The 20,679-nt window shown below is 31.5% G+C and carries 17 protein-coding genes and 1 pseudogene; 13 read left to right on the top strand and 5 right to left on the bottom strand.

Annotated features, from left to right (window positions below):
• Positions 1 to 49 precede the first annotated feature (49 nt).
• The 10 genes from DEA20_01795 (at position 50) to DEA20_01750 (ending at position 10,030) form a co-directional block, all read left to right on the top strand.
• Positions 50 to 1,276 carry a hypothetical protein gene (locus DEA20_01795; protein ID HBS47912.1) on the top strand — a complete coding sequence of 409 codons (1,227 nt, stop codon included), beginning with the start codon at positions 50 to 52 and terminating at the stop codon, positions 1,274 to 1,276.
• Between the two features lie 17 nt (positions 1,277 to 1,293).
• Positions 1,294 to 3,234: a methionine--tRNA ligase gene (locus DEA20_01790; GenBank protein ID HBS47911.1), complete on the top strand. Its 1,941-nt coding sequence runs from the start codon at positions 1,294 to 1,296 to the stop codon at positions 3,232 to 3,234.
• A gap of 11 nt (positions 3,235 to 3,245) precedes the next feature.
• The gene (locus DEA20_01785) at positions 3,246 to 3,758 is read left to right on the top strand and encodes a hypothetical protein (GenBank protein ID HBS47910.1); all 513 of its coding nucleotides are present in this window, start codon (positions 3,246 to 3,248) and stop codon (positions 3,756 to 3,758) included.
• Positions 3,759 to 3,962: 204 nt separating this feature from the next.
• Positions 3,963 to 4,685 carry a hypothetical protein gene (locus tag DEA20_01780; GenBank protein ID HBS47909.1) on the top strand — a complete coding sequence of 241 codons (723 nt, stop codon included), beginning with the start codon at positions 3,963 to 3,965 and terminating at the stop codon, positions 4,683 to 4,685.
• A complete protein-coding gene (locus DEA20_01775) occupies positions 4,682 to 5,362 on the top strand; it encodes a hypothetical protein (GenBank protein HBS47908.1) in 681 nt (226 codons plus the stop codon). The genes DEA20_01780 and DEA20_01775 overlap by 4 nt, the downstream gene beginning before the upstream one ends.
• 11 nt (positions 5,363 to 5,373) lie before the next feature.
• Positions 5,374 to 6,021 (top strand): hypothetical protein, encoded by a 648-nt coding sequence (locus DEA20_01770; protein ID HBS47907.1) that lies wholly within the window; start codon positions 5,374 to 5,376, stop codon positions 6,019 to 6,021.
• A 47-nt stretch (positions 6,022 to 6,068) separates the two neighbouring features.
• The gene (locus tag DEA20_01765; protein HBS47906.1) at positions 6,069 to 6,551 is read left to right on the top strand and encodes a hypothetical protein; all 483 of its coding nucleotides are present in this window, start codon (positions 6,069 to 6,071) and stop codon (positions 6,549 to 6,551) included.
• Positions 6,552 to 6,700: 149 nt separating this feature from the next.
• Complete coding sequence (locus tag DEA20_01760) at positions 6,701 to 8,038, top strand: cysteine desulfurase (protein ID HBS47905.1); 1,338 nt, start codon at positions 6,701 to 6,703, stop codon at positions 8,036 to 8,038.
• A 4-nt stretch (positions 8,039 to 8,042) separates the two neighbouring features.
• Positions 8,043 to 8,429 carry a Fe-S cluster protein gene (locus tag DEA20_01755; protein HBS47904.1) on the top strand — a complete coding sequence of 129 codons (387 nt, stop codon included), beginning with the start codon at positions 8,043 to 8,045 and terminating at the stop codon, positions 8,427 to 8,429.
• An 83-nt stretch (positions 8,430 to 8,512) separates the two neighbouring features.
• Positions 8,513 to 10,030, top strand: coding sequence for a leucyl aminopeptidase (locus DEA20_01750; protein ID HBS47903.1), 1,518 nt, complete (start codon positions 8,513 to 8,515; stop codon positions 10,028 to 10,030).
• A gap of 48 nt (positions 10,031 to 10,078) precedes the next feature.
• Here the strand turns inward: DEA20_01750 and DEA20_01745 are convergent, their stop codons facing one another.
• The 3 genes from DEA20_01745 to DEA20_01735 form a co-directional block, all read right to left on the bottom strand.
• Entirely contained in the window at positions 10,079 to 10,810 is a 732-nt protein-coding gene (locus DEA20_01745) for a hypothetical protein (protein ID HBS47902.1), read from the bottom strand.
• 79 nt (positions 10,811 to 10,889) lie between these two features.
• A complete protein-coding gene (locus DEA20_01740) occupies positions 10,890 to 12,632 on the bottom strand; it encodes a hypothetical protein (GenBank protein HBS47901.1) in 1,743 nt (580 codons plus the stop codon).
• A 10-nt stretch (positions 12,633 to 12,642) separates the two neighbouring features.
• Positions 12,643 to 13,812 carry a hypothetical protein gene (locus tag DEA20_01735; protein HBS47900.1) on the bottom strand — a complete coding sequence of 390 codons (1,170 nt, stop codon included), beginning with the start codon at positions 13,810 to 13,812 and terminating at the stop codon, positions 12,643 to 12,645.
• A 163-nt stretch (positions 13,813 to 13,975) separates the two neighbouring features.
• Between DEA20_01735 and DEA20_01730 the strand changes: the two genes are divergently transcribed.
• Both DEA20_01730 and DEA20_01725 read left to right on the top strand, forming a co-directional pair.
• Entirely contained in the window at positions 13,976 to 14,611 is a 636-nt protein-coding gene (locus tag DEA20_01730; protein ID HBS47899.1) for a hypothetical protein, read from the top strand.
• Complete coding sequence (locus DEA20_01725) at positions 14,596 to 15,771, top strand: hypothetical protein (GenBank protein ID HBS47898.1); 1,176 nt, start codon at positions 14,596 to 14,598, stop codon at positions 15,769 to 15,771. Before DEA20_01730 ends, DEA20_01725 begins: the two co-directional genes overlap by 16 nt.
• Before the next feature lie 386 nt (positions 15,772 to 16,157).
• Here DEA20_01725 and DEA20_01720 read toward each other — a convergent pair.
• Positions 16,158 to 16,238: pseudogene (locus tag DEA20_01720) on the bottom strand (ATP-dependent Zn protease).
• A 1,812-nt stretch (positions 16,239 to 18,050) separates the two neighbouring features.
• Positions 18,051 to 19,415 carry a magnesium transporter gene (gene mgtE / locus DEA20_01715; GenBank protein HBS47897.1) on the bottom strand — a complete coding sequence of 455 codons (1,365 nt, stop codon included), beginning with the start codon at positions 19,413 to 19,415 and terminating at the stop codon, positions 18,051 to 18,053.
• 129 nt (positions 19,416 to 19,544) lie between these two features.
• Between mgtE and DEA20_01710 the strand changes: the two genes are divergently transcribed.
• Positions 19,545 to 20,459, top strand: coding sequence for an RNA pseudouridine synthase (locus DEA20_01710; protein ID HBS47896.1), 915 nt, complete (start codon positions 19,545 to 19,547; stop codon positions 20,457 to 20,459).
• Positions 20,460 to 20,679: the final 220 nt, after the last annotated feature.

Raw genomic sequence — 20,679 nt, 5'->3', positions numbered from 1 at the left:
ATTTTAAAAAAGATATAAAAGATAAAGAGTGGAGCATAAGGAATTTTGTATGAATAAATTTAAAAAGATTTTTGAAAAGTGGAATGAAAAATATTTTTCTAATAAATCTCGGTTTACTTCGCGAATAGATTATTGGAAAAAACATAAAAAAGAAGATTTAATTTCTAAATCTTCAAAGATGATTGAAGAGTTAGATTTGCTATCAGTTTCGTTGAAAAAAGATTTCGAAAGTTTGAGCAAAATAACTCCTGAACTTAAAAAGAAAGTAAAAAGATTTAGAAAAGTTTATAAAGAATTAAATGAAATAACAAAACCGGAGTGGAGACAGTGGTTAGAAGCTTTGGCTACTGCTTTGGTGGTTATTTTTATATTAAGAAATTTTGTTTTTGGTCTTTATCAAGTTCCTTCCGGATCAGCAGAAGTTAATCTTTTAGTAGGTGATCGTGTTTGGGGAAATAATATGGCTTATAGCTTTGGAAGGAAACCTCAGCGTGGTGATCTTGTTATGTTTTCATCCCAAACTTTCAAATTTGATCAAAGTAATAAATTGAAATATTGGTGGCAAAAATATGTTGGGTTACCTATTCCAATTGTTGGTTTAGAAGCTGGACCTGATAATATTGTAAAAAGAGTTGTCGGATTGCCAGGGGATACTATCGAAGGAAAGATTGAAAATGGTAAAACAGTTGTTTATGTAAATGGTAAAAAACTTGATGAGCCTTATGTTAATAAATATCCGCTAATTGTGCTTGAAAAAGCGTCTGGATTTTTTGATTTTGATAGAATTGGATTATTACCAGTTCCTGCATTTTTACGTTATAGATCAGATCCAATAGGTTATTCGTTTGACCCTTCAAAAGATCTGTTAGAGCAACCTTTTTATCGTATGCATTCTGAAGAAGTTGTTTTGAAGCCTGGCTCTACATCTGCTTGGGTTCTTATGCCATTTACTCCTACAATTGAACGTAATGGTAAAAACGTTGATATTTTTGGTCCAATGGTTGTTCCTCAAGGTAAATATTGGATGATGGGTGATAATAGAAAAAATAGTTATGACAGCCGATTTTGGGGATTTTTGGATGCAGATCGAATTTATGGCAGAGCAAGCTTTGTGGTATATTCGATTGATAGTTTAGAATCTTTTTGGTTTTTTGATTTTATAAAACATCCAATTGATTTGTGGACAAAATTTATTCGATGGAACAGAATTTTAAAGAATTTAAAATCAGAGCCAGCAAAGATGTTAGAGCCAGTCGTTATGGCAACAGCAAAATAATTATTTAGGAAGTTTTTATGAACAAAAATAAATTTTATGTTACAACTCCCATTTATTATGTTAATTCCAAACCACATATTGGTACCTTGTATTCAACTCTTTTAGCAGATGTTTCTGCGCGCTTTAATAGACTTCTTGGTAAGAAGGTTTTTTTCTTAACCGGTACAGATGAACATGGTCAAAAAGTTGCTGAAAAGGCTGCAGAGAATAAAATGCAGCCAAAGGAATTTGTTGACAAAATAGTTGTTGATTTCAAAAAAATGTGGGAACTCTACGAAATAGATTATGACAAATTTATTCGTACAACGGATAATCAGCACCAAGAAATGGTGACACAGTGGATTAAGAATCTTTATGAAAAAGGTGACATTTATAAATCTGTTTACAGCGGTTTGTATTGTGTTCCCTGTGAAACGTTTGTCACGCTAGAAAAAGCAACAGATGAAAAAGTTTGTCCTTCTTGTAAAAGAGAGTTAAGAGAATTATCCGAAGAAAATTATTTTTTTAGACTTTCTGCATATCAAGATAGATTGCTCGAGTTTTATAAACAAAATCCAGAATTTATAACTCCAAAAGAAAAACTTAATGAAGTTATTTCATTTGTTAGCGGCGGTTTACAAGATTTGAGCATTTCACGCAAAGGCGTGACTTGGGGAATTCCTTTCCCTCTTGAAAGTGGACAAACGGTTTATGTTTGGGCTGATGCATTAAATAATTATTTAAGTGCAGTTGGATATTTATCATCAAATAAACAGCAGCAAGAAGATTTTGATTTTTGGTGGCCTGCAAATGTTCAAGTAATGGGAAAAGATATTTTACGATTTCATGCTGTTTATTGGCCCGCTTTTTTGATGGCTTCAGGTTTATCAATGCCTAAAAAATTATTGGTCCATGGTTATATTTTGTCTGGTGAAAATAAAATGTCCAAATCTCTTGGAAATGCTGTTGATCCACAAGAATTAGCGTCAAAATATGGTGTGGAGCAAGTTCGATATTATTTACTAAAAAGTGTCTCCGTAAATCAAGATAGCCAATTTAGTATTGAGGATTTAGAAGGCCGTATTTCTTCAGATTTGGCGAATAATCTCGGAAATCTTTTGAGTAGAACTACAGTACTTGCAATTAATAATGGATTTTCGGAAATTAATTCACCAGAAGTTTTTGATCCAGCATCTGAAATACTAAAAATAAAAAGCGAAGAAATGTTTAAAGAATATTGTGATGAATTAAATCATTATCAATATCACATTGCGCTTTCAAAATTGTGGACATTTATTTCGCAAGTAAATGCATATTTCAATGATCGCAAGCCTTGGGAATCTGTTAAAAAAAATAAAGATGAGTTTGAGGAAACGATAGCTGTTGTTTGCAATTCACTTTATTCAGTTGCACATTTGCTTTGGCCTGTAATGCCAAAAAAGATGGAAGAGTTGATTTCTTGCATAGGGCATAAAATTGATTTGACTATAAACAATGAAGAGATTTTGCGAAAAAATATCTGGGACAAAAATTTTAAAATAACAAAACCTAAAGAAGCTCTTTTTGAGAGGCCTGCAGAAAAAAGTGAAGCAGCCGTGGACGTTAAAAAAGAATCTTCTAAAAAAGAAAAGGTTGAAGGTGTTGCAACTGTGGATGAAATCGGGATTGAAGATTTTGCAAAAGTTCAACTTTGTGTTGGCGAAATTTTATCATGTGAAGTTATTGACGGTTCAGATAAGCTTTATAAGCTTGAAGTAGACTTTGGATCTTTAGGCAAAAAGCAAATTTTATCAGGTGTTCGTCAATACTTTACGCCGACTGATTTGATTGGTAAAAAAGGTGTTTATGTTTTGAACCTAAAGCCACGCAAGATGCTTGGATTTGAGTCACAAGGTATGATGCTTTTTGCAAAAGATGATAAATCCATGACATTTGTAACTGTTGGATCAGAAATCAAAAATGGTACACGTCTTTCATAAAGGAATTTAATATGAAAAAAATATTAACTGTTTGTTGTGCGTTGTTGAGCTTATCATTTATATCAAAAATTGAAGCTTATCCACCAGTGTTGATGACTGCATTTGATGCTTCTGTGCAAAATAAAGATTCAAAATATTTGGATAAGTGGATTTCAGAAAATCCGGCCTTTATTTTTGAAGCGTATGATGTAGAAAATGGTTTTTTTGTAGATGCGAATTCTTTTTTAGGCTCAGTGATGTATGAGTACAAAAATGTAAGGCTCCCTCAAAGAGGCTGTGGTTATGCGGGGTATATTTTTGGAAGCTCAGCACATTTTATTGTGCGATTTAATTTTGTGGCGAGATTGTTGGTAAATGATTTAGATAAAGCAAAAAAAGATATTACATCATTAATAAGCGATATAGATGAGAGTTTGATTTCTCTTGCCGCAAATGAAGTTTCATATTTAGATTATCTACTTTGTAAAGTTTTACGTCATGCTATTTCTAATCAATTACGAATTTTAGAAGCTATTAGAAGATAAAACTAAGTAAAAATCATATTTTTAGTAAAAAACCTTTAAAAGAGGCGGTTTTTAATTAAATCGCCTCTTTTTTTATTCAAATTTAATAAAAAATCGATTAAAATAGTTCTTTATTTTAGCGGTTGATTTATTTTTATTTTCAATTAGAATATAACAATCATCCAGCGTTTAAATATCAAAATTTGTTAAATTTGGGGGTTATTTATGAAAAAAGGTTTTAAATTATTAACTTTTGCATTTCTTGCATTAATTTCCGTTTCCAATTTGTTTTGTGAGCATCATGCAATTTTTGATGCGATAGAAAAAGCTAGTTATAGCAAAGTTCTTTTGGTATTGGAAAGAGAGCCTGAATCTGTAAATTTTGTTGATGAAAATGGAGTTTCGCCTTTATTTAAATTATGTGATTTATATGGTTCGGAAGAGGATTTTGATAGACGTAAAAAATTAAAAAATATTTTTAGATATATAGTTAAATATACAGATGTGAATGTAAATTCAGTTTTAGAAACAGCGCCAAAATTTTCAATTTTACAATATGCTATTGATAAAGATATTTCATATTCTTTAATTGAATTATTGGTAAAAAAGGGCGCAGATATTTCTTATGTAAATTTATCTGGAAATTCTGTATTGGATATAGCAGAAAAAAATTATTTAAAGGAAAAAGTAGTTTTAGATGCGCTTCGGAAAGAAATTAATTCTCATAAAAATAAAATAAAAAAAATTAGGGATATGGAATGTTCTAAATATTGTGGATATTCATTAGAAGATTTAATACAACAACGAGAAAAACATCAATTTCATTTAGAAGAGCATCTAAGTTTCCCTTTTGATTGTCAGCGTAAAATTGTCCACGATTTATTAAAAATGATGAATTTATTTCACTACCTAAATCCTAAATTCATAAAAATGGAAGGTTATTTATGAAAAAGTATTTTAAATTATTAACATTTTTGTTTTTTTCAATATTAGGCGCGTCGAATTTATTTGGAGTGCATCATGTAATTTTTGATACTTTAGTTTTGGCGGATTTTGAAGGAATTAAAACATTGATAAGGCAAGATTGTACATGTGTAAATTGTATTGATGAAAAAGGTGTTACTCCTTTGTTTAAATTGTGTGATATATATGGTTCGGAAGAGGATTTTAATAGACGTAAAAATTTAGAAAAAATATTTTTATATTTTTTACAGAGTACGGATGCAGATGTAAATTTTATTGAACCGAATATTCCCAATTTTTCAGTTTTACAATGTGCAGTGCAAAATGATCTTTCATATGATTCCATTGCATCATTAATTGAAAAAGGGGCAAGGGTTTCTTATATAAATTCTTTTGGAGATTCAGTTTTAAATGTTGCTGAGAATAAGCTATGTGCTGTTTTAATCATTTATCGGCCGTTGAAGTTATCAATAAAATATCATCAAGAAAATATTTTAAAATTAACACCATCAAGTTATCTTCCTAGCTTTTTGAGAGTGCTTGAATATAACGAAAAATGTTTAATAGATCTTCAATCTGAATTTGCAACCCAAAGTGTAGTGTTAAATAAATTTGAAACCCTAATTTCTTTGATTCAGAAGAGTCTTAGATCAGAAGCTTAATAAAATTATTTATGAAAAAAAGTTTAAAACTATTAATATTTTTATCAATACTTGGGAGTGCTTTTAGCATATTTGCAGAACATCATGAAATCTTTGATGTGGTAGAAAATGCAGATTATGAGCGAATTAAACTTTTGGTTGAAGAAGATCCTGAATCTGTAAATTTTGTCGATGAAAGAGGTGTAAATCCTTTATTTAAATTATGTGAGAGATTAGGCGACGAAGAAGATTTAGATAAGCGTGAAATTTTAGAAAAAATTTTTAAATTTTTAATCTTGTATGTTGTGGTAGATGTAAACGTAGTTGAAACAAGATTACCTGGTTTTTCTGTTTTGCAGGTAGCAGTATATAAAAATATTCCACATCATTTGGTTAAGTTATTAGTTAATAATGGAGCGGATGTTTCTTATGTTAACTCCTTTGGGGATTCGATTTTAGATACTGCAATTATTAAATATAACGCCATTGAAATGCCTTATTTTAAAGAGTTGGGAAAAACATATAACTATTTAATGAAGGTGGATGCTAAATTTACAGAAAAATTTTTAGATGAATTTCAAGAAAAAATAGATTTGCAATCTGAAGTTATAGAAAATTTAAAGAATACAATAACGTTTCTAAAAAGTAGGGGGGCTACTTCTATGGAACTTATTCAATAATATGAAGTTAGAATTCAATTAAATTAAAAATAAGTTGGGGGAATACCATGAAAAAGTATTTTAAATTATTAACATTTTTGTTTTTTTCAATATTAGGGGAATCTAATTTATTGGGTGTGCATCATGCGATTTTTGATGCTATCAAAGCAGGCAATCTTGAATTTGTTAGATTTTTGGTTAGTTTAAATCCAAGTTGTATAGATGAAAAAGATGAAAAATTTTTTTTACCGTTGCAAAGAGCTTGTGAAAGAGTTGATTTGTTTACAATAGCAGAATTTCTTTTAGAAAAAGGTTCTATAATTACTAGCTCAGTATTGTTTGCTTGTAATAAACCAATTCGAGAATTAAATGAAACAATCGGTTATTATGAGAAAAGCCCTGGAGTATTAGATCCGGAATCTCCAGATGCAAGGATTGCATGCGATATAAAGATGACAGAATTAAGACAGAAATTAATTTCATGGCAAAGATTATCAAGCAACGTTAAATATCAATTGCATCAAGCTGGCGAACTTGACGGATATTATTAATAAATATTAGTTATGATACAAAAAAAGTGGGTTTTTTGAGTTTTTTGCACATTATCCTGTCTAGCAGATGATTTATTTGCAGAATCATTTAAAATGGATCTAAAGCGTTTATAAGAAATGCTAAAAGAGTTTAACTTAGTGGTGAAATAATGAATTTTAAGAAAATTAGATCAGATTTTCCTATTTTTGGTAAAAAAGGTGCTCCAAAAGAGTTAATTTACCTTGATAGTGCTGCGACTTCACAAAAGCCGATTTCTGTTATTGATGCAATTACCGATTTTTATAAAAATTCTAACTCGAATGTTCATCGCGGAATTTATGATTTAAGTGAGCAAAATACTGCTAAATTTGAAGCAACTCGAGAAAAAGTAGCGAAATTCATCAATGCTGATTCTAAAGAAATTATTTTCACTTATGGTGCGACCGATTCTATAAATTTTGTAGCTCAAACTTGGGCAAGGCAAAATCTCTCAAAAGGTGATGAAATTTTACTTTCACCAACGGAACATGTTTCCAATTTTCTTCCATGGCAAGTTATTTCAAAAGATTTAGGCGTTTCAATAAAATATTTTCCTTTCGATTCCAATAATTTTGTTGTTGGCTTTGAGCAAAAAGAAGAAGAATTAAATTTAGATAATATTGGTGTTTATGGTGAGCTTGATGAGCAAAAAATAGTAGTACCAAAGTTAGATTATGATTTTTGGAAAAAAGTTATTTCAAATAAAACCAAATTAATTGCTTTTGCTCCTTATTCTAATGTGATAGGTCCAATTTTTGATTTTGAAAATTTTGTATTCGAAGATTTTATCAAAAGAGTAAGAGAAGTTGGTGCCAAAATTTTAATTGATGCTTCGCAGATGATTGCTCATTGCAAAGTCGATGTGCAGAAATGGGGAGCTGACTTTTTAGCATTTTCATCTCATAAACTGTTAGGTCCAACAGGTGTTGGTATTTTATATATCAAAAAAGATTTACATGATTCTATAGAACCTTTCAGATTTGGTGGATCAATGGTTTACAGTGCAGATGTTAAAAAATCGATATGGAAAGAAGCGCCTCATAAATTTGAAGCAGGAACTCCTCCGATCGCAGGTGTGATTGGTTTAGGTGCAGCTTTGGATTATATAAATTCCAATATAGATTTCAATGCATTAAAGGAACATGAAGCGAAGCTTTGTAGTAAACTTTTAGATGGTCTTGAATCTATCAAAGACATTGAAATTTTAGGAAATAAAAATTTGATTAGAAAAGATGGGCATCTTGTAAGTTTCAATATTAAAGGAATCCATCCTCACGATATAGCAGCTTACCTTGATATGCGTGGAATAATGGTGAGAGCTGGAAATCACTGTGCTCAACCTTTTATGAATATGCTAGGCAAAGATTCTTCTTTGCGTGTAAGTTTTTATCTTTATAATAATTTGGAAGAAGTTGACTTGTTATTATTGACTTTGAATGAAGCGATCAATTCTTTAAAGAAAGATTAAACTTGTGAGCATGCAGATTTATCAAAAAGAATTAATGGATCATTTTAAAAATCCTAAAAATTGTGGTCATTTAGAAAATCCAGATTTTAAAGTAGCGGATGAAAATCCTTCTTGTGGAGACAAAGTCTCAATCGAAGGTAAAATACAAGATGATTTGATTTGCGATTTAAAATTTGTTTCTAGTGGTTGCGTCTTGAGCCAAGCTTCGGCATCAATTCTTACTGAAATGTGTAAAAATAAAAAAATATCTGAAGTTTTAAATATTTCACCTGAAACCTTTATCAAAGAGGTTGGTATCACTCTTGGTCCCAATCGTATCAAATGTGCACTTCTTCCTCTCGTTGTTTTAAAAAAAGGTTTAGCGCCTTTTAACAATTCAAATAGTAGATAAATACTTGTTATTTTCATTTTCAATTTTTAAACCTTAAGCTATTATTGCTGTGCAATTAATTACTTTTTTGAAAGGTTTAAAAAATGATTTCAATTCGTTTATCAGAAAATTCATTTTGGGAAAACAGAGCAGAGGGATATTTTTTCCTGCTTGAAGAAAATTTTTCTATCTCACCAAATTTGAAAGTTATCGAAAAAGATTGTTATCCGCATTTAAGTGAAATTTTGAAAAAACATAAATTTGAAGGTAAATGTGGTCAAAGTTTTGTTTTGAGTGGTCTTAGAGCTGGAGAACTTGTTCAGTTTGTTTTTGTAGGAATAGGAAAAATTGATATCTCTTGGGATAAAAAACTTGATCATTTACGCAAAGCAATTGATAAACTTGTTAAAACAATGAAAAATTTAGAAATCAAATCTGGAGTTTTATCCATTCCTTACATGCATGAGCGAAAAGATCTAAAAATTTCTGAAATTGTTAAGCAGATTGCAGTTTCCGCTCAAATCGCAAATTATGAATTTACAGCGTTTAAAGCAGATAAAAAAGAAGAGTTTAGTGGCGAAATTATTTTGACCAACGGCGAAAAAGAAGTTTTGGCAGAAGAAAAAGCGTTGATCGAAGAGTTTTTGTTTCAAGGTATGACTATCGGCAAAGCTATGAATATGGCACGTCATTGGGCGGATACTCCACCCAATGTTTTGACCCCAACTGTTTTTGCAAAAGAGGTCGAAGCATTAGCAAAATCTGCAAATTTGAAATATAGCGTTTTCGGACGAGATAAAGCGATCGAGCTTGGAATGGGTGGATTTGCTTGTGTTGATGCTGGTTCAGATCAAGATGGAAAATTTATAATTGTTGAGTACAAATCGGATGTGAAAAATGCATCACTTATTGGTTTGGTTGGAAAAGGTGTAACATTCGATTCTGGTGGAATTAGTCTAAAACCATCTGCTGGTATGACTGGTATGAAATATGATATGTGTGGTGCTGCAGCTGTTATGGCAACGATCAAAGCAATTTCTGAAATTAAACCAGATGTTGATGTTGTTGTGGTTGCGCCTGTTGTAGAAAATATGCCAAGTGGTAAAAGTAGTCGACAGGATGATATTGTCACATTTATGAATGGTAAAACTGCAGAGATTAAAAGTACTGATGCAGAAGGTAGATTAATACTTGCAGATGCACTTTGTTATTTGCAAAAATTTTATAAACCAACTGTTATTATTGATATTGCAACTTTGACAAAAGCTGTTGAAATAGCGTTGGGACATTTTTATGCTGGTTTATTGAGTCGAGATGAAAAATTAGTAAAAGAGTTAGAAATTGCAGGTCAAATAACAGGTGATAAGGTATGGCAACTTCCTCTCGATGATGAATATAAACCTGCAATAGAATCTGATTTTGCAGATCTTTCAAATACTGGTAAATCAACTTATGGAGCAGGAACGATCACAGCGGGACTATTTTTAGAAAATTTTGTAGATAAAAATATTCCGTGGGCACATTTGGATATTGCTGGAGTCGCTAGTGATGTTCCAGGTATCAAAGGTGCGAGCGGAGCTGGTATTAGATTGCTTGTAGAGTATATTTTGAAACATCAATAAAAAGTAAAATAATAAAAAAGGGCGGAAAATATTTTCCGCCCTTTTTTATTATTGTTGTTTTAGATTATTCAAAAATTTAATTACTTGATCTATCATCTCATCAAATTGTGTTTCATGTTTTTCTGTATCAAAATCTAGTTCATTATCAATTGTTAGAACTTTAAATGAGTTTTTAGAATCCATTAACCACTGTTCATGTTTATCATGAAGTGATTGTATGTATGCAAAAGGTGTTACTGTTTCTTCAGGTCTTCCTCTTGATGCAATTCGTTTCATAGCCGTTTGAGGAGAGCATCTTAAATAAATTACATTTTTAATTTTTAAATTTTGAGTCACAGTTTGAAATAGTGGTTTTGATAGAGAGTAAATTTCTTCTTCAAAATCTGAAATATTATTATCAATTTTTATTGCCGGGATAAATATTTTTTGATCGGAATAAATCGATCTTTCTGTGATGATGAAATCTACTTTTGTTTGCGCTGCTTGCATAATTGCGTCTAGTTTGGTAAAAAACGCTGCTGTTTGTATAGTGTATGCCCATCTGGGGGTGTTTTTATAAAAATTGCCTAGTAAATTTTCGCCTTTTTCATCTTTTATATTTAACCATTTATTTACAGGTTCCGGAATAAAAGCGGCGTTGATATTTTTGCCTTTAAGTTTTGATTCTAGCACCTTGAAAAAGGTTGTTTTTCCAGCTCCTGCATTACCTTCAATAGAAACTAAAATCATACTATTTTCCTTTTTAAATTTGTTTTGCATTAATGTGTATAAATTTATCATTTTTGAAAGTTTAAGTCACAAAAAAAGAGATCGATGTTTTCGATCTCTTTTTATTTTATATTTTTATAAAATTATTTATTTAGCTTGAAGACGACGCGCTGGCTGATTGTTCTATCCCTTCAATAAATTCATTTGATACTTCGACGTAAATTCCAGATTCTGCTTTAGTTGCATTTTTTAATTTTAGAATAGGAGCTATATCTAAAATAGTTGTTCTTCTTTCCGTTTTGTATTTAATTAAAATATCGAGATCTTCTTTTTTTGTTGCCTCTCTTATAGATTTTAAAATTACTTCAGGAGAGTAAGGTGAATTATTTAAAGCAATATTATGTTCACGATCTAATTGAATAAAATAAAGAATAGGAAATGCTGATGTGATAGTTATTATCCCATTTTCATTTTTCAAAAATACTTCTAAATAAATATTATATTGTGCATCGAACGAAATATATTTACTTTCACTAGATGCTATTTTATGTAGATTGAAGCTATTTCTTACAGATTCTATTACATCTCTTTTAGACATGCGTTGAGGAAAAAATGTAGAAAATTTACCATTGGGGCACTCTCCGCTAACATGGTGATACGCGCAAAATACCTGTGTTATAGGATTTTCTTCTTTAGTTTCTGGCAGAATAAGTGTTTCTTTATCCCCTAGAAAGTGAAACCCTGATTGATGTTGCATTTCAAAAATATGGCGGTAATCGATGATTAAATTATTTAGATTCTTTCTTAAATTTATGGGGAGTCTTTGATTTAATTCAACACAGGCGGAAATTATATTTTGAAGAAATCTGTTTTTTTGAACAATATCAAACCAAGTTATTTCATCGTTGTTTTTTATGAATCTTAAAAATTCTGCCATTAAATTTAAAATTGCAATTTTTTCATTTTCTTCTTGTGTAGACCTTATTAAAAGAGTTATTTCTTGGGATTTGCGACGATCTATTTTTTTTATAATAGGATGATTTAGTATCGGTGATTCCATTGGCGAAAAAGGCGGTCTCATTTGCTGTTCTGGGGGCAAGGGCATGAAGCTGAAACCTACAGAGCTAGAGCCTGATCCCGGAGTTAGGGGTAATTCTTTTAGAGCATCTAATATTTGTTTTAGTTTTTCAGAGGGAGCGGTATCATCTTCATCTTCCAATTCAGCAAAAGGATCTGCTTGTTGATCTAAAAATTTTTGTCTTGAATGGGAAGCGGTAGTAAGACTTTTTTTAATGCGTGTACGTTTTGCATGTGATTCCGGTGGAGCTGCTGCTAATGATGATGATGATGATGAACTGCTTGCGACGCTATTGCTTATTCTTTTTTTATGTAAGGTTTTGCTTTTAGCGTCATCTTCATCTAGTGAGTCTTTTGAGAGATAAGCAAATGTGCCTTTCGAAAATTTTGCAACATCAGATTTTTTTGCAGTAGTGAAACCAATAGGTCCTGCTGTAGGAGTATCTTCATCTGAAAGTTGATCGCCGTCTTCGGCTTCTTTTTTCTTTTTGAGCTTATGATGAGTTGTAGTTTTAGGAGGGAATAAAAAGGATGCTTTTGGAATATTTCCAGGAGCCCCAAAAGTGAGTTTTACCGCGGGATCACCATCTTCGCTAAATTGTTCAGAATCATCTTTTTCTGAAGAGCTTTCATCGCTATCCATAGGTAATGCGATATGACCTTTTCTTGGTGTTTTTCTACTTTTTGGAGTTTCATCTTTTTTAGATTCAGGAGTGTCTGGTGGAGTGTCTGGCGGAGTAGCTTTTAGCAAAAAATCTGTAGAAATAAAAATTAAAACTGAAAATGTAATAAATTTGAAAAATTTCTTAAAATTCATAAAAATCCTTTTATTGAAGAAGATTATTTGATACTTCGACGTAAATTCCAGATTCTGCTTTGGTTAAATTTTTATTTTTTAGAATAGATGCTAGATCTAAAATAGTTGTTTCTCTATCTGTTTTATATCTTGTAAAGAAATCAATATTATTTTTTGCTTCTCGTATAGCTGTTGAAATTTGTCCTTTAGAGAATGGATGGTTAGGAGAATTACTTCCATTTTCTATAAAATAAAGAATGGGAAATGCAGATGTGATAGTTATTATTCCATTTTCATTTTTCAAAAATACTTCTAAATAAATCTGATATTTTAAGTTGAATGCAATATACTTGCTTTCACCGAATGCTATTTTGAGTTGGTAGAAACTTTGTCTTACAGATTCGATAACATCAGCGTGTGTCATATGCTGTGGGAAAAATGTAGAAAATTTACCATGAGGACATGCTTTGTTTGCATGGTGATGAGCACAAAATACATGTGATTGTGTATCTTCTTCTATTGTATCTTGCATGACTACTAAATCTTGTTTATCTGCTAAAAAGTGAAAACCTGCTTGATGTCTAGTATCGAATCTAAAAATATGATCACAATTGATAGTTAAATTATGAAAATTAACTCTTAAATCGTTTGGTAATGCTTCATTTAATTCAACGCAAGCGGAAATTATATCTCTAAGAAATTTATTTGCTTGAACAATCACAAACCATAGTTCTTCATCATTTTGTTTTATGGAGTTAAAAAGAGCTGCCATTTCATTTAAAATTTCAACAATTTCTTTCTCGTATTTTGCAGAATTTATAATAAAAATGATTTGTTTAGAGTTTGTTGAATCTAGTCCGGCAAGGAAAGGATGAGTGTTTGCTGGTTGAGCATTAGTGTTATTATTTGAATTTCCAAAATAGTTAGGGCTTTGACTTCTACTTCTTGGCGAATTTGTTTTTTTAAATTTGAATAATTCGTCTTTAAGTCTTTCGATTAGTGTTAAATGTGGTTTCTTCTGTTGTTTGTCCAAATCTAATTCGAAAAGTGTGTTATTTGAGTCGTCGTTAAGTAATGATCTGGATTGATGAGTTGTTCCCCCTTTTTTATTTTTAGGTCCTGTTTGTGGAGTAGATTGTAAAATAAAATTTGTAGAAACAAATATTAAAACCAAAAAACTGAAAAATTTCTTAAAATTCATAAAAATCCTTTATTTTCGCTATTTATTTTGATATTTATTAGTTTCCCAGTTTCGATGGGAAAAATCAAATGGGTTGACGGTAAAAAGGCTTATTTTAGCGTTTTTTCTAATGTTTTTCTTTTTAAATGGAAATTGTTTATTATAAAATAATAGGAATCGCAAAATTTATAGTTTTTGTGGGGGATTTGTGGATATTCAGAAATTAGCGTTTATATTTTCTTGGTTGTTTAATTTTACTTATCTTATCTTGTTTTTCTTTCAAATTATTTATGTTTTCAAGAAAAAGTCAGTTGAAGGCATAAGTTCTTTAATGTTCATATTTTTGTTTGGGGCTTATTTAACTTTTGCTTATCAAACATTTCTTTTTAACTTGCCAATTTCATACAAAATTTTGATTCCAATTTTATTGCTGGAAATGTTAATTTTGCTTATACAATTTTTTATGTTCGATCAAACGCGGAAAAAGTTTTTTATGAACTTTTTCCTGAGTGTTGGTTTGATTAATTTTGCACTATTGCCTTTAGTTTTTTATCTTCCCGGGCTTGTTGGAACAATCACTGGTTGGTTTACGATTTTGTTTGGTGCGCTTGCACAAATTCCACAAATTTTAAAAATTTATAAAGATAAATCTTCAGATGGTTTATCAAATCATTTTATGCATATTTTAGGTGTAGCTTCTGTTTTAGAATTTATTACTTCAATGGCTTTGGATCTGCCTTTATTTTTAAAGATTAATGGCGCTAGAGTTTTGGTTGTTTATCTTATTTTTTATACAACTTTTCGATACTTCAAAAAATAATTTTTAGGAAGTTTGTGCTTGACCATTTAAAATTGCTTGCGAAATTTTCATCTATTAATTCTAAATTGTTTCCAAATAATTTAGACCAGGTTGAGATTGCTAAAAATATTTGGGATAAGATCAGTCAGGATTCGACTTTTGCTCTGAAGGTTGAAAATAGCAAAAGCTCTTTTCTTTTGCCCCGTTGGAGTGAAAAATTAAATAAAACATACAAAATTGAATCTACTTTAAAAGATTATTCTGTTTTAGCAATCGATGGATCTCAAATTTATCCTGATCGCAACTCTGTAGGGAGTAATTGTTTTTTAATTAATGTGGGTGGAATTTTTTTAAAATATGGCAAAAATAGTAGCGAAGCAAAATTTTTTTGTGAACCAGAGGTTTGTCTTTTTGAAGATTTTTCATTTAGCGATGGAGTGGTTGGTACAAAAGATTTTGTAGATTTTAAGCGTGAAGAGAGTGAATTTAAATTTTCGTTTGAACAATCGGTAGTTTATAAACCAGCAGTTGTTTTGTTTGATGGAACGTTAATATTTTGGCATTTGGAGGGAAGCGCTCCAGATTTGAAACAAACTTTTTTGGATATGTATATTTCTTATTTAGATAAATTTTATGAAAATCAAACATTGATAGCTGGGTACATTAGTTATCCAAAGAGTAAGGAGCTTGTTAATTTGTTAAAGATTGGTTTGTGTCAGTTCATTGCTGCAAATTGCATAGAATGTCATAAATCATTTCAGTCTTTTCCGTGTAAGCAAGTTGATAAATTAATCGATACTTCAATAACTAAATTTTTTGTAAACAAATATGAACGTACTATTTTGTTTGAAAGCCAGTCGAATATAATGTCAGATTATCCAAAGCATCTTAAAATTTTCTTTTTTTATTTGGATGTTGGTGCAGAAGTTGTTCGCATCGAAGTGCCAGCATGGATAGCAAAAGATGGAAAAAAAATAGATTTGATTTGTCAGATGATTTTGGATCAAGTATCAAAAGGAAATGGATATCCGATCTCTATCGCAGAGGCACATGAACAAGCTGTTGTTAAATCTGCAGATCGTGAATTTTTTTATCACCAAATATCTAAGATTGGTATTGAGAAAAATGTTTCTTTAATCTCTTCGCAGAAAAGCATCAAGAAAAAAGGTCTAGGTTTTTAAGCTTTGGGTAAAAATCCTAGCGGTTGTTCGTGCGATTTTTTTGGATCTAAATAATCAGGATGATTTACAGGTTTAAATTTTTCAGTTTTTTTGTCTTGAAAATCAAAAGGGCTATAAGGTCTGAACAGTTCTTCTTTTCTAGATTTATCTTTAGACTTTTTATCTAAATCTCCATAAGAAGGGATATAACCATTTGATGTAGGCGAAGATGTATCAAGATTTTTATTATCATTTTTTTTGTCATCTTTATCTGGTTTAGAGTATTGTGTTGCTATTTGAGGTTTTGCGTCGATAGATTCTTCTTTTGGGCGTTTTTCTACTGTTGCTTCAGGCTTTAAAGATGAACCTTTTGCTTCTTGTTTATCTAAATTTTCTTTGTTAGCAACTTCTTCTTTTTTAGGTTCTTCAACTTTAGGTTTTTCATCATTAGGTTTTGGTTCTTCAACTTTAGGTTTTTGTTTAGGTTTTGATGTCGATAATTTTTTTTCATTTATATTTTCATCTCCAAAAAGCCAAGATAGACCAAGATCCTCATTCTGAGGTGTTGCAAATAAAGATGGATCATAATTTACATCATCTCCAAATAGCCATCCAAGTAAACTTGGATCAAATTTTGGATGTGGTGTTTTTAATAAATATCGATGGATAATTCCAGGTTGTTGATGTGCGCTTTTTGGTAAAAGAGCTAGTCCCTGTCCATTACCGGGTAATATACCCGGTTTTGTTTCAGGCGTTGCTCCAGGATTTAGTCCTGTTCCCGGCGCAGTTATTGAACTTGAACTTATTACCGGTACAAAAGTAATCGCAGGAGTATTTATAGTTGCTGGTGGATTTGATGAGACATTAGTAGGTTTAAGATAGGTTCTAGGTTTTGCAGTTAAACCTGTAGCTGGAGAAGTTGGGATATTTAATCCTTTATTTTCGTTGAAAAGCGAAGCAAGACCCAAATCTTCATATGGTATTAAATGAGCTGCTGGCGAGGTTGCAGGAACAGTTGGAGTAACTGTTGGTAAAACAGGTTTTGGTTGTTCTGCGATAATAACAGCGGCTTTTTGTTGAGCCTCTAATTCTTTTTCTAATCTTTTTAGTTGATCAGATCTTTTTTCAAATTTTTCTTTTACAACACGTTCAGGTATTTGAGGCGCTATTGCTGGTGGAAAATCTGTAGGATCTAAGGTTAATACTCCTGTGTGAGGCTGTTGTAGTTGTTGAACAGCTTCTTTTGCATCGGGTAATGTTCTTCTTATTAAAGTTGAACTTGAATCGACAATAGATGATTTTGGATTTTGTAACCCAGAATTTGGTCGCGTTGCGCTAGGAGTTTTTGGAACAGCAGTCGTAGGTGCAGAAACATTTGCGGTAGAAGCAGGTAAAGCAGGTTTTTGTTCTGCAATGATATCAGCGGCTTTTTGTTGAACTTCTAATTCTTTGTCTAATTTTTTTAGATGTTCTGATCTTGTTTCAAATTTTTCTTTTGCAATATGAGTAGGCGCTTGAGGAGCTAATGCTGGTGGAAATTCTTTAGTATCTAAGTTTAATACTCCTGCGTGAGGCAGTGATTCAAATTTTGGTTTTTTATCAACTAAAATTCCCAATCCTTTTTTTGTTTCAGGTACTAATAATTGCAATCCCATTGGTTTTTGGGTTGGTTTAATATTGGCGTCAGATTGTTGTGCTACTGGTATTTTCAGTGTATCTGAAGTTTGTGCGGGATTTAGAGGTGTTTGAAAAAGAGTTCCAACTTTTAATGATTGGATATTTTGTCCAAATGTTGATTGAGGTGTAAAGCTTCTTATTTGTGGAGCAAATCCCAAAATATTAGGAGATTGAATAAGTTGCGCTCTAAGCGATTCGCTTGATTTATCCCAAATTGCTGAAATAATTTCTGAGCGTGATTCTGGGTTTAATCCTGCACCTAATCTAGGAATAATTTGTTCTAAAGCATTTATTTGTTGAGCATTGATAGATTGTTGTTGGAGCATACTTGCAATTTGTGCGGGCAAATTTGCAGGAAGGCCACCAAAAAGTGATAAAAATGAAAAACTAAGCAATGATAAAATTGCTAATTTTTTTCTTGAAAATTGATTTATTTTGCTAAAAATTGAGTTTTTCATGAAATAACCTCCAAAAACATCATTTTTACTTAATTATTTATATAAAGTTAATGATAACAACTTTAAAATCAAACGGCAATATTTATTACAAATATGCAATTTTTATATGATATTTAATTATAAAATAGTATTTTTGTTTGAGATAATGAATAATATTTAGATTATTTAACCCAATATTTTGCTTGCAATGATGCAGTAAATTGAAATTCCGATGATATCCATTAATGTTGCGAGAAATGGAGCTGCTGCGTGCGCAGGATCGATATTTAATCGCTCTAGAAGTAAAGGTAGTAGTGTGCCTAAAAAGATTGAAACAACTACTATAGCTGAAAGCGAAATACTTATTACAACCGCCGCTATCAGATTGTGTCTTGTGAGATAAACTCGCTCAAAACCTATAACAGCCAAAAAAAGTGCGATTATGATAGCAACTCTAAATTCGCGGAACAAAACTTTCAGGCCATTTTTACGATGAATTTCACCGGTTGAAAGTCCACGAATGACAAGCGCACCGGATTGGTTTCCCGCGTTTCCGCCTGTTCCGATCAACATATTTAAGAAAAAGAATAATATCGCATTTTGAGTAATTAATTTTTCATAACTCGAGAGAACAAAGCTTGATGCACTTTGTAAAATTAAAAGAGTGATAAGCCAAAAGCTTCTCTGCCAAATGAGCCTCCAAAATGGCGTTTGAAAATATGTTTGGTCGACTGATCCCAGTCCTGACATTTTATAAACGTCTTCGCTAGCCTCTTCTTCTATAACATCCATACTTTCATCCGCTGTGATTATTCCAAGGAAATTGTTTTCATTGTCAACTACTGGTACGGAAAGCAAGTCATAGTGTTTCATCTGGTTTGCAACTATCTCTTGGTCTTCATGCACATTTATTATGAGTTCATTTTGATGGAAAATATCTGAAATCAGTGTTTGCGGTTTGTTTAAAACGAGATCTTCGATTTTTATGTACCCTGTGAGTTTGTTGTTGCGATCTGTGATATAAATTCGATCTACGTATTCTTGATCTGTACTCAAGCGTTGCATAAGCGCAACACCTTGTTTGATAGAAATATCTTGGGAGAGTGTGAATATTTCGCTGTTCATTATTCCACCGGCAGATTTGGGATCAAAATTTAATAGCGAAATAACCTGTTTTCGGTGTTCTTTTTGCAAAAGTCGCAAATATTCTTTTACCTGTTCATCTGACAATAGGTCAAAAAGATCGGTAACGGCAGACGCGGTCATTTCTTGTAATATTTCTGCAGCAAAAGGTTTTTCGAGCTTAAAGAGCAGATTTGATTGATTTTCAAGGGAAAGTTTTTCGAATACATTGCCGGTTAAATCTTTTGAAAATTTCTTTAGGAATGTTATTTGTGTTTCTTCATCAAATTGTTCTAAAAATGATGCAATGTCAGCAGGGTGAAGTTTTACAAAATTTTGCCAGGTTGTGGTGGATTGGAAGGTTTCATTTTTTAAAACCTCTTCTAAATTATTTTCAATTTGAAGAAGTATATTTTTAACAGTATTAATTGTCCCACTCCCTTGATTTTGGTATTAATTAAAAACAACCTTTTGCTTTTATTTTACATAATAATAAAATGAATGCAAAAGCTAAGTTTTAAATCAAAATAAATATATAAAAAAGCGGTAATTTTCAATATGGAAAAAATAATTAAAATAATTTGTGACCAAGATTTTGCTCAAAAAGAGCAGCCTCGCCTTGATAGTTACTTAGCAAATAATTTAGAAGATTATTCACGCTCTTATTTGCAAGGGCTTATTGATGATGGTAATGTCTCGATGAATGGCAAAGTAGCTAAAAAATCTAGTCTTGTGGTAAAAAAGGGTGATGAAATTATTGTTTCTATTCCTCCTGCCAAACAGTATGATTTGACTCCGCAAAAAGTAGATTTCGAAATAATTGATATTCAAGAAGATTTTATAATCATTAATAAACCGGCCGGTTTGATTGTTCATCCAGCAAATAGTTGCAGCGAAGAAGTTACTTTGGTGCATGGGCTTATGTACTCTTTTGCAGAATTTGCACAATTTGATCCATCTGAGCGACCTGGAATAGTTCACCGCTTGGACAAAGACACATCAGGTTTAATGATAATCGCTCGAAACCAAATATCTCAAAGTAAATTTGCAGCAATGTTTAAAAATCGAGAAATTCACAAAAATTATTTGGCTGTTGTTTCTGGTCATCCGGATAAAAGTGGAAAAATTGATTATCCCATCGGGCGGCATGCAACAATTCCTACCAAAATGTCACATGTTGGTATTTGTAGCCGCGATGCATTAACTTTTTTCGAAGTTGTAGAATATTTAAAAGAGACGACAGTAGTTTCTGTAAAAATTGTTACCGGAAGAACTCATCAAATACGTGTTCATTTTGCAGCCATTGGTCATGGGCTGATTGGTGACAAATTATATGGTATTAATTCGAAATTGATTGCACGACAGGCTTTACACTCTTGGAAGTTATCATTTTGTTATGGCGGCAAAGAATATTTCTACGAAGCAACTATTCCATCGGATATTAAATCGTTGATTGATAGTTTAGATAAATAAAAAAGAGAGGAAATTTTCCTCTCTTTTTTATTTTGAATTTTTAAGAATATTTTATAAGATTGTGCAACAACCACTTTGTTTTTTATGAACTACTGGTACAAAGTAGTTATGACCAAGATCTAAACTGTGCAAAGTTTGTATAAGTAGTTTTAATTCTCTTGATGACATATCGATTTGCACATTTGTGCCACTTTCGTAATTAACGCGAACTCGATAATTA

The sequence above is a fragment of the Candidatus Dependentiae bacterium genome (assembly GCA_003511165.1).
GTDB lineage: Bacteria > Babelota > Babeliae > Babelales > UBA12411 > UBA12411.
Note: the sequence above shows the minus strand (reverse complement) of the source record. Positions and strands in the feature narration are given on the sequence as shown.

Excerpts from the sequence above, each read along its gene's own strand:
- DEA20_01795 (HBS47912.1), top strand. The coding sequence starts at position 50 with ATGAATAAATTTAAAAAGATTTTTGAAAAGTGGAATGAAAAATATTTT.
- DEA20_01790 (HBS47911.1), top strand. The coding sequence starts at position 1,294 with ATGAACAAAAATAAATTTTATGTTACAACTCCCATTTATTATGTTAAT.
- DEA20_01785 (HBS47910.1), top strand. The coding sequence starts at position 3,246 with ATGAAAAAAATATTAACTGTTTGTTGTGCGTTGTTGAGCTTATCATTT.
- DEA20_01780 (HBS47909.1), top strand. The coding sequence starts at position 3,963 with ATGAAAAAAGGTTTTAAATTATTAACTTTTGCATTTCTTGCATTAATT.
- DEA20_01775 (HBS47908.1), top strand. The coding sequence starts at position 4,682 with ATGAAAAAGTATTTTAAATTATTAACATTTTTGTTTTTTTCAATATTA.
- DEA20_01770 (HBS47907.1), top strand. The coding sequence starts at position 5,374 with ATGAAAAAAAGTTTAAAACTATTAATATTTTTATCAATACTTGGGAGT.
- DEA20_01765 (HBS47906.1), top strand. The coding sequence starts at position 6,069 with ATGAAAAAGTATTTTAAATTATTAACATTTTTGTTTTTTTCAATATTA.
- DEA20_01760 (HBS47905.1), top strand. The coding sequence starts at position 6,701 with ATGAATTTTAAGAAAATTAGATCAGATTTTCCTATTTTTGGTAAAAAA.
- DEA20_01750 (HBS47903.1), top strand. The coding sequence starts at position 8,513 with ATGATTTCAATTCGTTTATCAGAAAATTCATTTTGGGAAAACAGAGCA.
- DEA20_01745 (HBS47902.1), bottom strand. The coding sequence starts at position 10,810 with ATGATAAATTTATACACATTAATGCAAAACAAATTTAAAAAGGAAAAT.
- DEA20_01740 (HBS47901.1), bottom strand. The coding sequence starts at position 12,632 with ATGAATTTTAAGAAATTTTTCAAATTTATTACATTTTCAGTTTTAATT.
- DEA20_01735 (HBS47900.1), bottom strand. The coding sequence starts at position 13,812 with ATGAATTTTAAGAAATTTTTCAGTTTTTTGGTTTTAATATTTGTTTCT.
- DEA20_01710 (HBS47896.1), top strand. The coding sequence starts at position 19,545 with ATGGAAAAAATAATTAAAATAATTTGTGACCAAGATTTTGCTCAAAAA.